The organism is Variovorax xiamenensis (genome assembly GCF_050916385.1).
GTDB lineage: Bacteria > Pseudomonadota > Gammaproteobacteria > Burkholderiales > Burkholderiaceae_C > Variovorax.
On record NZ_CP139038.1, the window covers coordinates 6303024 to 6318224 of the forward strand.

The 15201-nt window shown below is 69.7% G+C and carries 14 protein-coding genes; 6 read left to right on the plus strand and 8 right to left on the minus strand.

What is annotated here, in order from left to right; translation table 11 throughout:
- Position 1: 1 nt before the first annotated feature.
- The 4 genes from SFB74_RS28920 to SFB74_RS28935 all read right to left on the minus strand — a co-directional run bounded on the left by SFB74_RS28920 (position 2) and on the right by SFB74_RS28935 (position 5209).
- Positions 2-1561, minus strand: a complete 1560-nt coding sequence (locus SFB74_RS28920) for a long-chain-fatty-acid--CoA ligase (protein ID WP_432727851.1) — start codon at positions 1559-1561, stop codon at positions 2-4.
- 44 nt (positions 1562-1605) lie between these two features.
- Positions 1606-2718, minus strand: coding sequence for a CaiB/BaiF CoA transferase family protein (locus SFB74_RS28925; protein ID WP_432727852.1), 1113 nt, complete (start codon positions 2716-2718; stop codon positions 1606-1608).
- A 132-nt stretch (positions 2719-2850) separates the two neighbouring features.
- Complete coding sequence (locus tag SFB74_RS28930) at positions 2851-3981, minus strand: acyl-CoA dehydrogenase family protein (protein ID WP_432727853.1); 1131 nt, start codon at positions 3979-3981, stop codon at positions 2851-2853.
- Between the two features lie 13 nt (positions 3982-3994).
- Entirely contained in the window at positions 3995-5209 is a 1215-nt protein-coding gene (locus SFB74_RS28935) for an acyl-CoA dehydrogenase family protein (protein ID WP_432727854.1), read from the minus strand.
- 229 nt (positions 5210-5438) lie between these two features.
- Here SFB74_RS28935 and SFB74_RS28940 point away from each other — a divergent pair, with 229 nt between their 5' ends.
- Positions 5439-5681: a hypothetical protein gene (locus SFB74_RS28940; RefSeq protein ID WP_432727855.1), complete on the plus strand. Its 243-nt coding sequence runs from the start codon at positions 5439-5441 to the stop codon at positions 5679-5681.
- A gap of 20 nt (positions 5682-5701) precedes the next feature.
- On the opposite strand, the gene SFB74_RS28945 is transcribed toward SFB74_RS28940, so the two are convergent.
- Positions 5702-6571 (minus strand): UDP-2,3-diacylglucosamine diphosphatase, encoded by an 870-nt coding sequence (locus SFB74_RS28945; RefSeq protein ID WP_432727856.1) that lies wholly within the window; start codon positions 6569-6571, stop codon positions 5702-5704.
- A gap of 94 nt (positions 6572-6665) precedes the next feature.
- Here SFB74_RS28945 and SFB74_RS28950 point away from each other — a divergent pair, with 94 nt between their 5' ends.
- The gene (locus SFB74_RS28950; protein WP_432727857.1) at positions 6666-8408 is read left to right on the plus strand and encodes a lysoplasmalogenase family protein; all 1743 of its coding nucleotides are present in this window, start codon (positions 6666-6668) and stop codon (positions 8406-8408) included.
- Positions 8409-8463: 55 nt separating this feature from the next.
- On the opposite strand, the gene SFB74_RS28955 is transcribed toward SFB74_RS28950, so the two are convergent.
- From SFB74_RS28955 to ruvB, 3 genes are read right to left on the minus strand one after another with little or no spacing between them, the layout of a single operon-like run.
- The gene (locus SFB74_RS28955; protein ID WP_432727858.1) at positions 8464-8853 is read right to left on the minus strand and encodes a nuclear transport factor 2 family protein; all 390 of its coding nucleotides are present in this window, start codon (positions 8851-8853) and stop codon (positions 8464-8466) included.
- A gap of 4 nt (positions 8854-8857) precedes the next feature.
- The gene (dmeF, locus tag SFB74_RS28960; RefSeq protein ID WP_432727859.1) at positions 8858-9826 is read right to left on the minus strand and encodes a CDF family Co(II)/Ni(II) efflux transporter DmeF; all 969 of its coding nucleotides are present in this window, start codon (positions 9824-9826) and stop codon (positions 8858-8860) included.
- A gap of 6 nt (positions 9827-9832) precedes the next feature.
- Positions 9833-10897: a Holliday junction branch migration DNA helicase RuvB gene (gene ruvB / locus SFB74_RS28965; RefSeq protein WP_432727860.1), complete on the minus strand. Its 1065-nt coding sequence runs from the start codon at positions 10895-10897 to the stop codon at positions 9833-9835.
- An 88-nt stretch (positions 10898-10985) separates the two neighbouring features.
- Between ruvB and SFB74_RS28970 the strand changes: the two genes are divergently transcribed.
- Genes SFB74_RS28970 through SFB74_RS28985 form a run of 4 tightly spaced genes read left to right on the plus strand, consistent with a single transcriptional unit; the run spans position 10986 to position 15160 of the window.
- On the plus strand, positions 10986-11612 hold the full coding sequence (locus tag SFB74_RS28970; RefSeq protein ID WP_432727861.1) for a CDP-alcohol phosphatidyltransferase family protein: 627 nt from the start codon (positions 10986-10988) through the stop codon (positions 11610-11612).
- Complete coding sequence (locus SFB74_RS28975; protein WP_432727862.1) at positions 11609-13375, plus strand: bifunctional alpha/beta hydrolase/class I SAM-dependent methyltransferase; 1767 nt, start codon at positions 11609-11611, stop codon at positions 13373-13375. Before SFB74_RS28970 ends, SFB74_RS28975 begins: the two co-directional genes overlap by 4 nt.
- A complete protein-coding gene (locus SFB74_RS28980; RefSeq protein WP_432727863.1) occupies positions 13372-14724 on the plus strand; it encodes a phosphatase PAP2/dual specificity phosphatase family protein in 1353 nt (450 codons plus the stop codon). Before SFB74_RS28975 ends, SFB74_RS28980 begins: the two co-directional genes overlap by 4 nt.
- Entirely contained in the window at positions 14714-15160 is a 447-nt protein-coding gene (locus tag SFB74_RS28985; protein ID WP_093205770.1) for a hypothetical protein, read from the plus strand. The genes SFB74_RS28980 and SFB74_RS28985 overlap by 11 nt, the downstream gene beginning before the upstream one ends.
- Positions 15161-15201: the final 41 nt, after the last annotated feature.

The window sequence follows — 15201 nt, forward strand, 5'->3', positions numbered from 1 at the left end:
CTCAGCCGACGCGGCGTTCCCTGCCGGCCCAGAAGGGCTCGCGCAGCTGGAACTTCTGCAGCTTGCCGGCCGCCGAGAGCGGCAGCGCGTCGCGGAACTCCACGCTGCGCGGACACTTGTAGTTCGCGATGTGCTCGCGGCAGTGCGCGATGACGGCCTCGGCCTCCAGCGCCATGCCTTCGCGCCGCACGATCACCGCGTGCACCCGCTCGCCCCACTTGTCGTCGGGCACGCCGATCACCGCTGACATCAGCACCTGCGGCATCTGCGCGATGGCGTTCTCAACCTCGGCCGAATACACGTTCTCGCCGCCGCTCACGATCATGTCCTTCATGCGGTCGACCACGTAGACGAAGCCGTCCTCGTCCATGCGGCCGCCGTCGCCGGTGTGCATCCAGCCGCCGCGCAGGGCGGCCTCGGTTTCCTTCGGCTTGTTCCAGTAGCCCTTCATCACCATCGGGCCGCGCGCCACGATCTCGCCGACCTGCCCGGGCGGCAGCTCGTTGTCTTCGCCGTCGACGATGCGCACCTCGGCGACGGGCACCGGCGTGCCCGCCGAGCGCAGCAGCCGGTCGCGGTCGGGGCCAGGCAGATGGCAATGCGGCGCCAGCGCGGTGACCACCGGCGACAGCTCCGTCATGCCATAGACCTGCGCAAAGGCGGCGCCGGGAATCGCGCGCATCGCCTGGTCGAGCAGCGCGGCGTCGATGGGCGCCGCGCCGTAGAACAGCAGCTGCAGGCTCGAGAGGTCGAACTCGGCAAAACGCGGATGCTCGACCACGCGCTTGATCATGGTCGGCACCATGAACATCTCGGTGATGCGCGCGGACTGCACGGCCTGCAGCACGGCCAGTTCGTCGAACATCGGCAGCACGTGCGTGGGCGTGAGCCGCAGCATGTTCTGGATCGTGGCGCCGCAGCCGGCCACATGGAACATGGGCGCCGCGACGAGCGAGACGGCATGCTGCGCGTCGCGCGGCAGCGCGGCGACTGTGCTCAGCGCGTTGATGCACAGGTTGCCGTGCGTGAGCATCACGCCCTTGGGCTGCCCGGTGGTGCCGCCGGTGTACATGATGGCCGCGAGCTCGTCGGTATCGTGCGGCGCGTCTTCGGAGGGCTGGGCTTGTGCCAGCAGCGCCTCGTAGCCGACCATGCCCTCGGGCACCGCGCCGTCGCCGCAATAGACCACGGTGCGCAGCGAGGCCGAGAGCTGGCGCAGCGCCGGCACCATGGGCACGAACAGGTCGTCGACCAGCAGGATGCGGGTGTCGCAGTCGTCCAGCGAGTAGGCGACCTCCTTCGGGTTCCAGCGGATGTTGACCGGGTTGATCACGCCGCCGCCCCACCAGGTGCCGAAGAAGTATTCGACGAAGCGGTGCGAGTTGAGGCTCATCATGCCGACGCGGTCGCCGCCGGCCATGCCGAGTTGCTTGAGCACGGTTCCCAGGCGGGAGACGCGATCGGCGAGCGTGCCGAAGTCCAGGCGCGTGGCGCCGCAGACGATGGCGGTGGCCTTCGCCTTCTCGCGCCGGCCCTTGTGCAGGGGTTGGGTGAGGAACATGGGTGGCTGTCTCCGTTCTTGTCTTGTCTTCTCTTCTTCTTTTTTCAAGCCCCGCACAGGGGCGCGATGGCTTCAGCCGCCACGCCCCAGCGACGCAGCACCGTCGGGCCGTCGTCGCGCGCAGTGGCCTGCGGCACCGCCGGCGCCGTGCGGCTGAAGCGCGGCGCAGGCGCGGGCTGCACCACGCCGCCCACGTTGGCGAAGGTGCCGCGCGCCACGTTGTGCGGGTGCTCCGGCGCCTCGTCCCAGTCGAGCACGGGCGCGAAGCAGGCGTCGCTGCCTTCGAGCAGCACGCACCATTCGTCGCGCGTGCGGGTGCGGAACACGTCGGCCATGCGCAGCTTGAGCAGCGGCCAGCGGTCGGCGTCCATCTGCGCGTCGAAGGCGGTGTCGTCGGCGATGCCGCAGCGCTCGCGCAGCAGCGCATAGAACTGCGGCTCGATGGCGCCCACGGCCACGTACTTGCCGTCGGCGCAGGCGTAGGTGTCGTAGAAGTGCGCGCCGCCGTCGAGCATGTTCTCGCCGCGCTGGTTGCTCCACTGGCCGGCCGACCTGAAGCCGTACATCATGGCCGACAGCAGCGCCGCGCCGTCGGTCATGGCGGCATCGACCACCTGCCCCTGCCCCGAATTCTTCGCCTCGTGCAGCGCGGCGAGGATGCCGAAGGCCAGCAGCATCGCGCCGCCGCCGAAGTCGCCCACGTAGTTCAGCGGCGGCACCGGCGGCTCGCCCGCGCGGCCGATGGCGTGCAGTGCGCCGCTGATGGCGATGTAGTTGATGTCGTGCCCCGCCGCATGCGCGAGCGGGCCGTGCTGGCCCCAGCCGGTCATGCGGCCGTACACCAGGCGCGGGTTGCGCGCGTGGCATTCGGCAGGGCCCAGCCCCAGCCGCTCCATCACGCCGGGGCGGAAGCCCTCGACGAGCACGTCGGCCCTGGCGATGGCGTCCAGCACCGATTGCGCAGCGCCTTCCGCGCGCAGGTCGACCTGCAACGTGCTGCGCCCGCGCGCGAGGATGTCGTGCGGCGCGGTGCGCGTGCCCGGGCGCTCGATGCGGATCACCTCCGCGCCCATGTCGGCGAAGAGCATCGCGCAGAACGGGCCGGGGCCGATGCCCGCCATCTCGATCACCCTCAATCCCTGCAATGGACCAGCCATGTCTGTCTCCTTCGGCGCCGCGCGGGCGCTGTCGTGTGGAGGCATCTTGGCGCCGGGGGGCCGGGGGTGCATCGTCGGAAGCGACGAATGCGGGAGAACGCTGAAGGCGCGCCCGGCGCGGCCCAGCGCAGGTCAGGCAGCGCGCAGCTTCGCCACGCGCCGCAGGTGCCAGGACGGCGGGCCGAACTGCCCTTCGATGAGCGTGGCGCGACGCACGTAGTGGCCCACCGCCAGTTCCTCCGTCATGCCCATGCCGCCATGCAGTTGCACCGCGCCCTGTGCCACGGCCTTGCAGGCCCTGGCGGCTGCCACCTTGGCCGACGAGACGGCGCGCGCGCGTTCCCGCGCCTGTGCGGTGTCGATCATCTCGCCGACGCTGGCGGCGAGCGCGGCGGCCTGCTCCAGCGCCATGTGCATGTCGGCCAGCCGGTGCTGCAGCACCTGGAAGCTGGAGATCGGCACGCCGAACTGCTTGCGCTGGCGCACGTAGTCGAGCGTGTCGCGCACCAGGCGGCGCATCACGCCGACGGACTCCGCGCAGACGGCGAGCGTGGCCTCGTCGAGCGCCTGCTCGATATGCGGCAGCGCGCCGCCCTCTTCGCCCAGCAATGCATCGGCGGGCAGGCGCAGGTCGTCGATGGCGATGTCGGCGGCGCGGCCGCCGTCGCGCGTCGGGTAGGCGCGAAGGCGCAGGCCCGGCGCGTTCTTCGGCACGACGAACAGCGAGAGGCCGGCGCTGCCGCGCACGCTCACGAGCAGGTGACTGGCCCACGGCGCGGCGTGCACCACGGCCTTGCGGCCGCTCAGGCGGAAGGAGCCGTCGGCATCGCGCATGGCTTCGGTCTGCACATCGTCGCGGTCGTGCCGGCTCTGCGGCTCGTCGTGCGCGAATGCGAGCACGGCCTCGCCGGCGACCACGCGCCCCAGCAGCGCGTCGGCCTGCGCGCCGGGGTTGCGCTGCAGCAGGCCCGCACCGATCACCATCGTCGAAAGATAGGGCTCGGCAGCGAGCGCGCCGCCCAGCGTTTCCATCATCGCGAGATGCGCGGCCATGCCGCCGCCAAGGCCGCCCTGCGATTCGGGCAGGGCCGCGCCCAGCAGGCCCAGTTCGCTGGCGAGGCCGCGCCAGAACGGCGGCGGTGCGTCGTCGGCCTTGCGCAGCGCGTACAGGCGTTGCTCGAAGCCGTGGTTGTCGTCGAGGTAGCGCGCGAGGCTGTCGCGCAGCATCGAGAGGGTGTCGTCGCGTTCGGTGGTGGCGTTCATGGAAGAAAGAGCCTCAGTTCGCCAGCAGGTGGGCGGCGACGATGTTGCGCTGCACCTCGTTGGAGCCCGCGTAGATGGAAGCGGCGCGGTCGTTGAGGTAGGCCGACATGGAGAACACGGCGTCCTCGGGGATGGGCAGTTCGCCGCCCTGAAGACTGTCGTCCAGCGGCAGGTCGGCGGCGGCGTAGTGGGCGGCGATTTCCACGCCCAGTTCGGTCAGCCGCTGGCGCAGCTCGGAGCCGAGCACCTTGCCCATGGATGGGCGGATGCCGGGCGGCTCGCCGCGGGCCTGGGCGCGCAGCGATTGCAGCTCGGTGGCTTCCAGCGCGTCGATGGCGCATTCGGCTTCGGCCAGGCGCAGGGCCATGTCGCCGGCCTCGTGCGTGTCGCCCTGCGACGCTGCCGCGAAGGCCGCGTCGGCCGCCTCCTGCAGCCGGCGCAGGCGCGCGCGCAGCATCGGCGCCCATGCGCCGCCGCGCTCGTGCTGCAGCAGGTATTTGGCGATGGTCCAGCCCTGGTTCTCCTCGCCGATGAGGCCCTCGGCGGGCACGCGCACATCGTCGAAGAACACCTGGTTGAGCTCGTGGTCGCCCGAGATGCTGATGATCGGCCGGATGGTGATGCCCGGAGCCGGGATGTCGAAGCACAGGAAGCTGATGCCCTGCTGCGGCTTGCCGCCCGACGCGGTGCGCACCAGGCAGAACATGCGGTTGGCGTACTGGGCGTGGGTGGTCCAGATCTTTGTGCCGTTGATGACGTAGTCGGATCCGTCGCGCACGGCCTTGCACTGCAGCGAGGCCAGATCGGAGCCCGACTGCGGTTCGGAGTAGCCCTGGCACCAGTAGTCCTCGCCCGAGCGGATGCCGGGCAGCCAGGCGCGCTTCTGCGCCTCTGTGCCGAAGGCGATGATCACCGGCGCCACCATGCCCGGGCCCATCGGCGCGCGCGGCGGCGCGTCGGCTGCCGCCAGCTCGGCCGAGAAGATGTAGTGCTGCATCGGCGTCCAGCCGGTGCCGCCGTGCTCCACCGGCCAGTGCGGAACGCTCCAGCCGCGCTTCGCGAGGATGCGGTGCCAGCGGTTGCCGTATTCGTAGTCGCTGAAGATGCCGCTGCAGCGCCGGCCGGCGGCGCGCAGTTCGGGCGTCAGCTCGCGTGCCAGGAAATCTCTGACCTCGTCGCGGAATGCGGTCTCCGCCGCAGTGAGTGCCCAGGCCATGGTGCTTGTCATCTCCAGTCGGAATGGATGCTTGGATGCAGCCGCCGAGTGTGATGCCTGCAGGGCCGGGCGGCATCGTCGGATCGGACGAACATCTCCCGGCTGCCGGGGCCTACGGATTTCAGTGGACTTTTGTTTTCATCCGGGATAGTCCGATACGTCGCCGCACCGCTTCCTGCTTCAATCCGGCAGGGAGTTGTTCCGGGCGCCAGAAAACGCGCCGCCCTGAAGGAGCACAGCAGTGAGCACTGTCATTCCAGGCTTCCCGCACGCCAGCGTCGAGCGGCTGTGCGACTACGAACTGCCGGAACCGCCTGCCGCCGCCCTTTTGCAGAATTCACCGGAAGTCGACGGCCCCGAAAACCTCGCGCTCGCCTGGTGGCTGTGGATGGACGAGATGGGCAAGAGCATGTTCAGGTACTACGACGCGTGGCGCGAGCAACTCGGCCACGCTGACGGAAGCGGCCCCGCCCGCAAGGGCTGAGCGCCGGTAGCTGATACGGATCAGGCTGCAACGGCTTCGCGCTGCGGCGTTGCCTTTGCAGGCACGGGCATGTGCTGCGCCCAGTCGATGATTTCCAGCGTGCCGTCGGCATGCTCGGCCAGCGCCGTGAGGCTCTCGACCCAGTCGCCGTCGTTGCAATAGAGGATGCCGTCGATGTCGCGCATCTCGGCATGGTGGATGTGGCCGCACACCACGCCCTGAGCGCCGCGCTTGCTGGCTTCGCGCGCCACGGCCACTTCGAAGTCGCCCACGTAGCTCACCGCCCGCTTGACCTTGCCCTTGAGGTACTTGGACAGCGACCAGTACGGCAGACCCATGCGCGCGCGCAGCGAGTTGAGGTGGCGGTTGAGCTTGAGCGTGAATTCGTAGAGCGAGTCGCCCACGTAGGCCAGCCACTTGGCGCACTGGATCACGCCGTCGAACAGGTCGCCGTGGATGATCCAGAGCTTGCGACCGTCGGCCGTCTCGTGGATCCATTCCTCGGCCACGTCGATGCCGCCGAAGTTGTGGTGCAAGTACTTGCGGGCGAACTCGTCGTGGTTGCCCGGGATGAAGATCACGCGCGTGCCCTTGCGCGCCTTGCGCAGCAGCTTCTGGATCACGTCGTTGTGCGCCTGCGGCCAGTACCAGTGACGCTTGAGCTGCCAGCCGTCGATGATGTCGCCGACCAGGAACAGCGTCTCGCACTCGGTGTGCTTGAGGAAATCGAGCAGGGCCCGTGCCTGGCAGCCGGGGGTGCCCAGGTGCAGGTCGGAGATCCAGAGGGTGCGGAAGTGCAGTGGTGGACGCGCGCGGTCGTCATCCTCGGGGTCGAGGGCCCGGGTCGCGGTGTCGCGCCATGCGCGAAGGAAAGCGTCGTCGCGTTGCATGGACCGGTAGGCTCCCACCGCCGGGTGACCATACGATGGCGCCCCCGTGACATCCCGATGACTTGTAGGCCTATCGCAACGCCACAATCGCGCGATGCGACCTGGCCAGATCATCGTTCTAGCGACCCCAGTCTTCTTCCTCCTGATGGCGATCGAATTCGCGGTCGGCCGCGCGCGGGCGCGCCGCGGCACGGGGCAGGACACCTACCGCCTCGCCGACGCCGTCAACAGCGTCGGCCTTGGCATGCTGAGCCAGATCAGCGCGGTGCTCACCGGCCTGCTGCGCATCGGCATCTACACCGCCGTGTATTCGGCGATCGCGCTCTTTCCGCAGGAGGCGGCGAAGGAGTTCTGGACCACCTGGTACGGCTGGCTGCTGGCGCTGGTGTTCTACGACTTCTGCTACTACTGGCTGCACCGCATGGGCCACGAATCGGCCGTGCTGTGGGCGGCGCACGTGGTGCACCACCAGAGCCAGCACTACAACCTGTCGACCGCGCTGCGCCAGACCTCCAGCGGCGCGCTGCTGGGCTGGATCTTCTACCTGCCGATGGCGGTGGCGGGCGTGCCGCCGCTGGTGTTCGCGGTGGTGTCCCTCGTCGACCTGCTCTATCAGTTCTGGGTGCATACCGAGCAGGTCGGCAAGCTGGGCTGGTTCGACCGCTGGTTCTGCTCGCCTTCGAACCACCGCGTGCACCACGCGGTGAACGACAAGTACCTGGACCGCAACTACGGCGGCATCCTGATCGTGTGGGACCGCATGTTCGGCACCTTCCGCGAGGAAGACGAGCGCTGCGTCTACGGCACGCGCGGCGAGCTGCGCAGCTGGGACCCGCTGTGGGCCAACGCCGAGGTGTACTGGGCGCTGGCCAAGGACTCATGGCATGCGCGCAGCTGGGCCGACAAGCTGCGCGTGTGGCTCAAGCCGCCGGGCTGGCGGCCGGCGGACGTGGCGGCGCGCTTTCCCAAGCAGCCTTTCGACATCGCCAAGGTGACTCGCTACGAGCCGGCGGTGAGCCCCGGCGTGCAGTGGTTCGCGGGCATCCAGTTCCTGCTGCTGATCGCGTTCGCCGTGGTGTTCCTCTGGTACTCCGACATCGTCCCGCTGCCGCTGGCCGCCGTGTGGCTGGCCGCGCTGACGGCCATGCTGTGGGCGATCGGCGGCGTACTGCAGGGGCGGCTGTCGGTCACGGAAGTGCTGCTGGTCGAGGCCGCCGCACTGGCCACGGCCAGCGCGGCGCTGGGCATCGGCTGGCTGCACTACATCTTCAAGCCGCTGGCCCTGACGATCGCGATCGTCCTCGCGGCCCGGCGGGCATGGGCTGCCGGCTCGATCACCCACTTCGACGGCCTGTTGCTGGCCGGCCTCGCAGCCTCGCTCGCGGGCGACGTGCTGCTGATGGGGCCAAGCGGGCTCTTCGTTCCCGGCCTCGTGTGCTTCCTGCTGGCCCACCTCGCCTACATCGCGCTGTTCCGCATGGGCGTCGGCCTGTTCCCCCGGCCCTGGGTCCTGGCGGCCACGCTGCTGGTCGGCGCGGGGATGTACGCCTTTCTCTGGCACGGCGGGCTGCCCGCGGCCTTGCGGATTCCGGTCGCCGCCTACGTGGTGGTGATCGCCTGCATGGCGGCGCAGGCCATCGGCCGGGCCGCCGTGCTGCGCGATACGGACCCGTCCGCGCCCTGGGTGGCGGTGGGCGCGTGCTTCTTCATGCTGAGCGACTCGCTGCTGGCTACGAACCGGTTCGTGACGCCGCTGCCGCTGGCGCCGCTGTGGGTGCTGGCTACCTACTACGCGGCGCAGGTGTTGATCGTGCGGCACGCACGACCGGCCGCGTGACTCTTCCTGCTTCCTCCTTCCTCGCGGAGGCAGGAAGCAGGAGCCCGGCGCTTCGCTAGGCGGACCGTCGCCCCATGGTCGGCGATCCGATCTCGAACGATGCCGTCTGGATGAGGCCCTGACTGACCACATAGACACAGACCATCTCCACGGTCCCGACGCCCTCGGGGAAGTTGCGCGTCACGATCTCGTGGTCGACCACCACGTTCCCCATTACCGAACGCTGCAGCAGATGGGCATGCAGATCAGGCTCCCTGAAGCGGACCTCGGTGCGGGCACGCAACTCCGCGTGCCCCGAGGCCAGGAGCTTTCCCGCCAGTTCGTATTGACGGGCATCCTCGGCATAGGTGGCCAGCCATGCGTCGAGATCCCTGGCGTTGTAGGCGTCCAGCTGGCGCTGGACCACGGCTTGCGCGACGGACTCCGGCGCCATCGGCTCAGCCATCGAATCAATCCACGCAGCGCTGGATTTCCACCGTCGAGTGGCGGATTTCCTCGTGCATCGAGAAGCACGCCCGCACATGGTCGGCCGTGAGCGTCGGCGAGTGCGTCACCACCGTGAGCGCGCAGGCGTACGCATCGCGGCCCACGCGCCATACGTGCAGGTCGGCCACGCGGGTTTCGGAATCGGCCAGCATTGTCTCGACGCCTTCGCGGATTTCCTCGGTGACGGGATGGTCCATCTCTCGGTCGAGCAGCACCTTGCCGGTTTCCTTCAACAGCCCCTTGGCCCAGACCGCCACCAGCACCGCGCCGACGATGCCCATCACCGGGTCGAGCCAGGCCCAGCCGTAGAACCAGCCGCCCAGCAGCGCCGCGATGGCGAGCACCGAAGTGGCGGCATCGGCCACGACGTGCAGGTAGGCCGAGCGCAGGTTCAGGTCGTGGCCATGGCCGTGATCGTCGTGAGCGTGGCCGTGGTGGTCATGGCCGTGATGATCGTGGCCATGCCCGTGATGATGATGCGCCCCGCCCAGCAGCCGCGCGCAGACCAGGTTGACCACCAGCCCCAGCACCGCCACCGAGATGGCCTCGGGATAGTGGATGGCCGAGGGCGACCACAGCCGCTCCAGCGAACCCACCACCATCAGCGCCGCCACGCCCAGCAGCGCCAGCGCGCTCGCGAAGCCGCCGAGCACCTCGATCTTCCAGGTGCCGAAGGCGAAGCGCGGGTCTCGTGCATAGCGGCGCGCGGCCGCGTAGGCGAAGGCGCTCAGGCCGATGGCCAGCGCGTGCGAGCTCATGTGCCAGCCGTCGGCCAGCAGCGCCATCGAGTTGAACCACCAGCCTGCGCCGATCTCGATCACCATCATTGCGGCGGTGATCCACATCACCAGCCGCGTGCTGCGCTCGGCGGAAGAGGTATCGGCGCCGAAATGGTGGTCGTGCTGCCAGGCGCTCAGGTCGTGGGTATGCATGGGAAATCAGGCTCCAAAGAGATCGGGACCGTCGGCGCGGCCGGAAGGCGGGGCCACGCCGAGGTGGCGGTACGCGGCCAGCGTTGCGATGCGCCCGCGCGGCGTGCGCTGCAGGTAGCCCTGCTGGATGAGGTACGGCTCGATCACGTCCTCGATGGTGTCGCGCTCCTCGCCGATGCTGGCGGCCACGTTGTCCAGGCCGACCGGGCCGCCGTCGAAGCGGTGGATGACGGCCTCGAGCAGCTTGCGGTCCATCAGGTCGAAGCCCTGCGGGTCGACGTCGAGCATGGCCAGCGCCCGGTGCGCGATGTCTTCGGTGATGCGGCCGTTGCCCTTGACCTCGGCGTAGTCGCGCACGCGGCGCAGCAGGCGGTTGGCGATGCGGGGCGTGCCGCGCGAGCGGCGGGCGATCTCGAAGCCGCCGGCCGGGTCGGCCTCCACCTTCAACAGGCCGGCGCTGCGGTGCACGATCAGCGCCAGTTCCTCGGGCGTGTAGAACTCCAGCCGCGCGACGATGCCGAAGCGGTCGCGCAGCGGGTTGGTCAGCATGCCGGCGCGGGTGGTGGCGCCTACCAGCGTGAAGGGCTGCAGGTCGAGCTTGATGCTGCGCGCCGCGGGGCCCTCGCCGATCATGATGTCGATCTGGTAGTCCTCCAGCGCCGGATACAGGATTTCCTCGACGACCGGGCTCAGGCGGTGGATCTCGTCGATGAAGAGCACGTCGTTCGGCTCGAGGTTGGTCAAGAGCGCCGCCAGGTCCTTGGGCTTCTCGAGCACGGGGCCGGAGGTCTGGCGCAGGTTGACGCCCAGCTCGGCGGCGATGATGTGCGACAGCGTGGTCTTGCCCAGGCCCGGCGGGCCGAAAAGCAGCACGTGGTCGAGGGCTTCCTGCCGCTTGCGCGCGGCGCCGATGAAGATCTCGAGCTGCTCGCGCACCTTGGCCTGGCCGACGTACTCGTCGAGCAGCTTGGGGCGCAGGGCCCGTTCGATCGCCTCCTCGTTGGGCGAGGCAGGGGCGGCGGACACCACGCGTTGGGGGGCGGGCGCGAAGTCGTCTGTCTGGATGGTCATTGCGAGGGGGTGTTCGCCGGGGAGTTTAGTACCTGCCACACACTGGCAGAATGCTTCGGCCATATAACGAACGAGGGGAAGCCAGCACGTGTCGATCTACGAACTGAAGCCGCGTTTCCAGGCACTGCTGCGGCCGCTGGTGGTCCGCCTGCATGCGATGGGCGTCACGGCCAACCAGGTCACGCTGGCGGCATGTGTCGTTTCGGTCGCGCTCGGGCTCTGGCTCTTCTTCGCGGCGCCCTCGCTGGCGGCCTTCGGGCTCATCCCGCTTTGGATGTTCCTGCGCATGGCCTTCAACGCCATCGACGGCATGCTGGCGCGCGAGCACAACCAGCAGAGCAAGCTGGGCGCCTTCCTCAACGAACTGACCGACGTGGTCTCCGACGCGGCGCTGTACCTGCCCTTCGCGCTGGTGCAGCCCTTCAGCGGCTTCTGGGTCGGCACCGTCATCGTGCTGGCCGGGCTGAGCGAATTCGCCGGCGCGCTGGGCCCCACCGTGGGCGCCTCGCGCCGCTACGACGGCCCGCTGGGCAAGAGCGACCGGGCCTTCGTGTTCGGCGCGCTCGGCCTGTATGTGGCGCTGGGCGGGCCGCTGCCGGGCTGGACGGCCTGGCTGATGCCGCTGCTGGCCGCGCTCGTGGCCTGGACCATCGTCAACCGCATTCGCCGGGCACTGGCGGAGGCCGACGACAAGAATTCAACAGGGACTCAATGACAAACACAACTCTACGCATCGCCGAGGAACTCCACTTCCAGACGCACGACGGCGAATCGCTCTTCTACCGCCGCTGGCCCGCCACCGGTGCCGCGCGGCGCGGCGCCGTGCTGCTGTTCCACCGCGGCCACGAGCACGGCGCGCGCATGGCGCACCTGGTCGACGAACTCGACCTGCCCGACTTCGACTTCTACGCCTGGGACGCCCGCGGCCACGGCCGCTCGCCGGGCCAGCGCGGCTACAGCCCCAGCTTCGGCACCTCGGTGCGCGACGTGCAGACCTTCGTGCAGCACATCGGCGCCGTCCACGGCGTGCCCGAGCAGGACATCCACGTGGTCGCCCAGAGCGTGGGCGCCGTGCTGATCGCCACCTGGGCGCACGACTACGCCCCCAAGGTGCGCGGCCTCACGCTCGCCTCGCCGGCCTTCAAGGTCAAGCTCTACGTGCCCTTCGCCCGGCCCGGCCTGGCGCTGATGCACAAGCTGCGCGGGCTCTTCTTCGTCAACAGCTACGTGAAGGCGAAGTTCCTCACGCACGACCCGGAGCGCATCGCCAGCTACGAGAGCGATCCGCTCATCAGCCGGCCCATTGCGGTGAACATCCTGCTGGGCCTTTACGAGGCGGCCGACCGCGTGGTGGCCGACGCCAACGCGATCACGCTGCCGGTGCAGCTGCTCATCTCGGGCGCCGACTGGGTGGTGCACCACAAGCCGCAGCACCAGTTCTTCGAGCGACTGGGCAGCGCGGTGAAGACCAAGACCGAGCTGCCGGGCTTCTTCCACGACACGCTGGGCGAGAAGGACCGCGCGCCGGCCGTGGCGCAGATCCGCGAATTCATCCTCCAGCGCTTCGACGAGCCCGCCGTGCCGGTGGACCAGCGCGAGGCGCACCTGAGCGGCGAGACGGCCGACGAGTCGCGCGCGCTGGCCGAGCCGCTCTCGCCCCTGTCGCCGCGCGGTGCCTACTGGGCCATGACCCGCGCCGGGCTGAAGCTGGGCGGCACGATGTCCGAGGGCATCAAGCTCGGCCACGACACCGGCTTCGACTCGGGCAGCACGCTCGACTACGTCTACCGCAACCATCCGCAGGGCAGCTCGTTCATCGGCCGCTCGATCGACAAGACCTACCTCGAGTCGATCGGCTGGCGCGGCATCCGCCAGCGCAAGATCCACGTCGAGGAACTGCTGCGCATCGCGATGGAGCGGCTGGCCGAGATGCACCGCGAGGTGCGCCTGATGGACATCGCCGCCGGCCACGGCCGCTACGTGCTCGACGCGGTGCAGGCCAGCCCCGTCAAGGCCAGCTCGATCCTGCTGCGCGACTACAGCGACATCAACGTGCGCGACGGCCGCGCGCTCATCGCCGAGAAGGGCCTGGAAGACGTCGCGCAGTTCGTGCAGGCCGACGCCTTCGACCGCATGAGCCTCGCCAGCGTCACGCCGCGGCCCACGCTGGCCGTGGTGTCGGGCCTGTACGAGCTCTTTCCCGACAACGAGATGGTTCGCCGCTCGCTCGCGGGCGTGGGCGACGCGGTGGAAGACCGCGGCTACCTGGTCTACACCGGCCAGCCCTGGCACCCGCAGCTCGAAATGATCGCTCGCGCCCTCACCAGCCACCGCCAGGGCGAAGCCTGGGTGATGCGCCGCCGCACCCAGTACGAGATGGACCAGCTGGTGGAGGAAGCGGGCTTTCGCAAGATCGACCAGCGGGTGGACGAATGGGGCATCTTCACGGTGTCTCTGGCGGTGCGCGTTACGCAATGACGCGCACCCCGCCGGCACGACGGCCCTGGAAGCGCGCCGCCGCCTGGCTGGTGTTCCTGGGGCCGCTGTTCTACGCGACCTACGGCTTCGCCAACTGGTGGGCCACCACGCGCGCCAACGTGCCGTCGATGGCCTTCGAGTGGGAGCGGCAGGTGCCGTTCTGGCCGTGGACCATCTTTCCGTACTGGACGATCAACGTCTTCTACGCGCTCTCGCTGTTCCTCGCGCGCAGCCGGCACGCGCTCGACCGGCATGCGCTGCGGCTGGTGACGGCCACGCTGGTCGCCTGCACCTGCTTCATCCTCTGGCCGCTGCACTTCAGCTTCGGACAGCCGCCGGTCGACGGGGCACCGGCCTTCCTGTTCAACGCGCTGCGCGGCTTCGACCAGCCCTTCAACCAGGCGCCCTCGCTGCACATCGCACTGGCCGTGATCCTGTGGGACTGGTACCGGCAGTTCATCCGGCCGCTGTGGGCGCGGCTGGTGCTGCACCTGTGGGCCTTCGCCATCTGCGCATCGGTGCTCACGACCTGGCAGCACCACTTCATCGACATTCCGACCGGCGCGCTGCTGGGCCTGTTCTGCGTGTGGCTGTGGCCGCTGGAGCGCGTGGTTTCGATGCCGCGCGCATGGCGCACCGCCCGCGATCCCCAGCGCTGGAAGCTGGCGGGCTTCTACGCCGTGGGCGCGGCGCTGTTCCTGGCAGCCGCGCTCTACGGCGGCGGCCTCGCGCTGTGGCTCGCATGGCCGGCCGCCTCGCTCGCGCTGGTGGCGCTGAACTACGCCGGTTTCGGCGCGCGCGGCTTCCAGATGAACGGCCACGGCCGCATGGGCTGGGCGGCGCGCTGGATGCTGGCGCCCTACCGCCTCGGCGCCGCCGTCAACGCCCGGCTCTGGACGCGCAAGCTGCCGGCCTCGGTCGAGGTGGTGCCCGGCCTTCGGCTGGGCCGCCGGCCGACGCACGCCGAGTGGCTGGCCGCCGGGAAGCCCCGGCTGGTGAGCCTGTGCGCCGAGCTGCAGATGCCCGCCGGCGTGCCGCATGCGCGCTGCGTGCCGGTGCTCGACCTGACGGTGCCGCCCACCGTGCGCCTGCAGCGCGCGGCCGCCGTCATCGAAGGCCAGCGCAGGAGCGCGGACGGTGCCACAGTGTGGGTCTGCTGCGCGCTCGGCTTCTCGCGCAGCGCGGCGGCGGTGATCGCCTGGCTGGGCCGCTACGGGGCGGCCGGCGGCGTCGCCCAGGCCGAGGACACGGTGCGCCGGGCACGGCCGCAGATCGTGCTGCGGGATGCCTGGCGGATGTCGCTGGAGCCGATCAAGCCCTTGCAGGAGGTGCCGCGCCATGACCGATGACAACGACAGAACCACCTGCGCCGCGCTCGCGGCGCTGCTGCGCGCGATGGCGCTGCTGGCCCTCTGGGGCTTCGCGCTGACCTGCATCTCGGCGCTGGTGCTCGCGCTGACGCTGCGCTCACTTTCGACCACCGCCACCATGGGCTTCGGCGCGGTCGTCATCCTCGGGGCGCTGGAACGCTACTTCGCTTTCCGGCTGCGCTTCGACGAGGCGCTGTTCGACGGCCTGGCACGCAACACCGTCGCCTCGCTCGACGCGCTCGACCGCTCGCTCGCCTCCCTCGGCCTGCGCGAGCCTCCGCCCTCGCAGCACGCTCCCCGCCCGCTGGACGACCGCGTGCAGGGCACCCGCCAGCTCATGCAGCGCCACGCCATCGTGGTGGCCTGCCAGAGCGCCATGTTCCTACTTGCCTTGATGACACAGGACATCTCTTGAACGCAGAAGAAGAAAACAAGAACAAGGACGAAAAGCCCGAA

Bases quoted from the DNA above. Each gene is read 5' to 3' on its own strand.
- SFB74_RS28935 (WP_432727854.1), bottom strand. From the start codon at position 5,209: ATGACAAGCACCATGGCCTGGGCACTCACTGCGGCGGAGACCGCATTC.
- SFB74_RS28975 (WP_432727862.1), top strand. From the start codon at position 11,609: ATGACAAACACAACTCTACGCATCGCCGAGGAACTCCACTTCCAGACG.
- SFB74_RS28955 (WP_432727858.1), bottom strand. From the start codon at position 8,853: ATGGCTGAGCCGATGGCGCCGGAGTCCGTCGCGCAAGCCGTGGTCCAG.
- SFB74_RS28930 (WP_432727853.1), bottom strand. From the start codon at position 3,981: ATGAACGCCACCACCGAACGCGACGACACCCTCTCGATGCTGCGCGAC.
- ruvB (WP_432727860.1), bottom strand. From the start codon at position 10,897: ATGACCATCCAGACAGACGACTTCGCGCCCGCCCCCCAACGCGTGGTG.
- SFB74_RS28950 (WP_432727857.1), top strand. From the start codon at position 6,666: ATGCGACCTGGCCAGATCATCGTTCTAGCGACCCCAGTCTTCTTCCTC.
- SFB74_RS28985 (WP_093205770.1), top strand. From the start codon at position 14,714: ATGACCGATGACAACGACAGAACCACCTGCGCCGCGCTCGCGGCGCTG.
- dmeF (WP_432727859.1), bottom strand. From the start codon at position 9,826: ATGCATACCCACGACCTGAGCGCCTGGCAGCACGACCACCATTTCGGC.
- SFB74_RS28980 (WP_432727863.1), top strand. From the start codon at position 13,372: ATGACGCGCACCCCGCCGGCACGACGGCCCTGGAAGCGCGCCGCCGCC.
- SFB74_RS28945 (WP_432727856.1), bottom strand. From the start codon at position 6,571: ATGCAACGCGACGACGCTTTCCTTCGCGCATGGCGCGACACCGCGACC.
- SFB74_RS28920 (WP_432727851.1), bottom strand. From the start codon at position 1,561: ATGTTCCTCACCCAACCCCTGCACAAGGGCCGGCGCGAGAAGGCGAAG.
- SFB74_RS28925 (WP_432727852.1), bottom strand. From the start codon at position 2,718: ATGGCTGGTCCATTGCAGGGATTGAGGGTGATCGAGATGGCGGGCATC.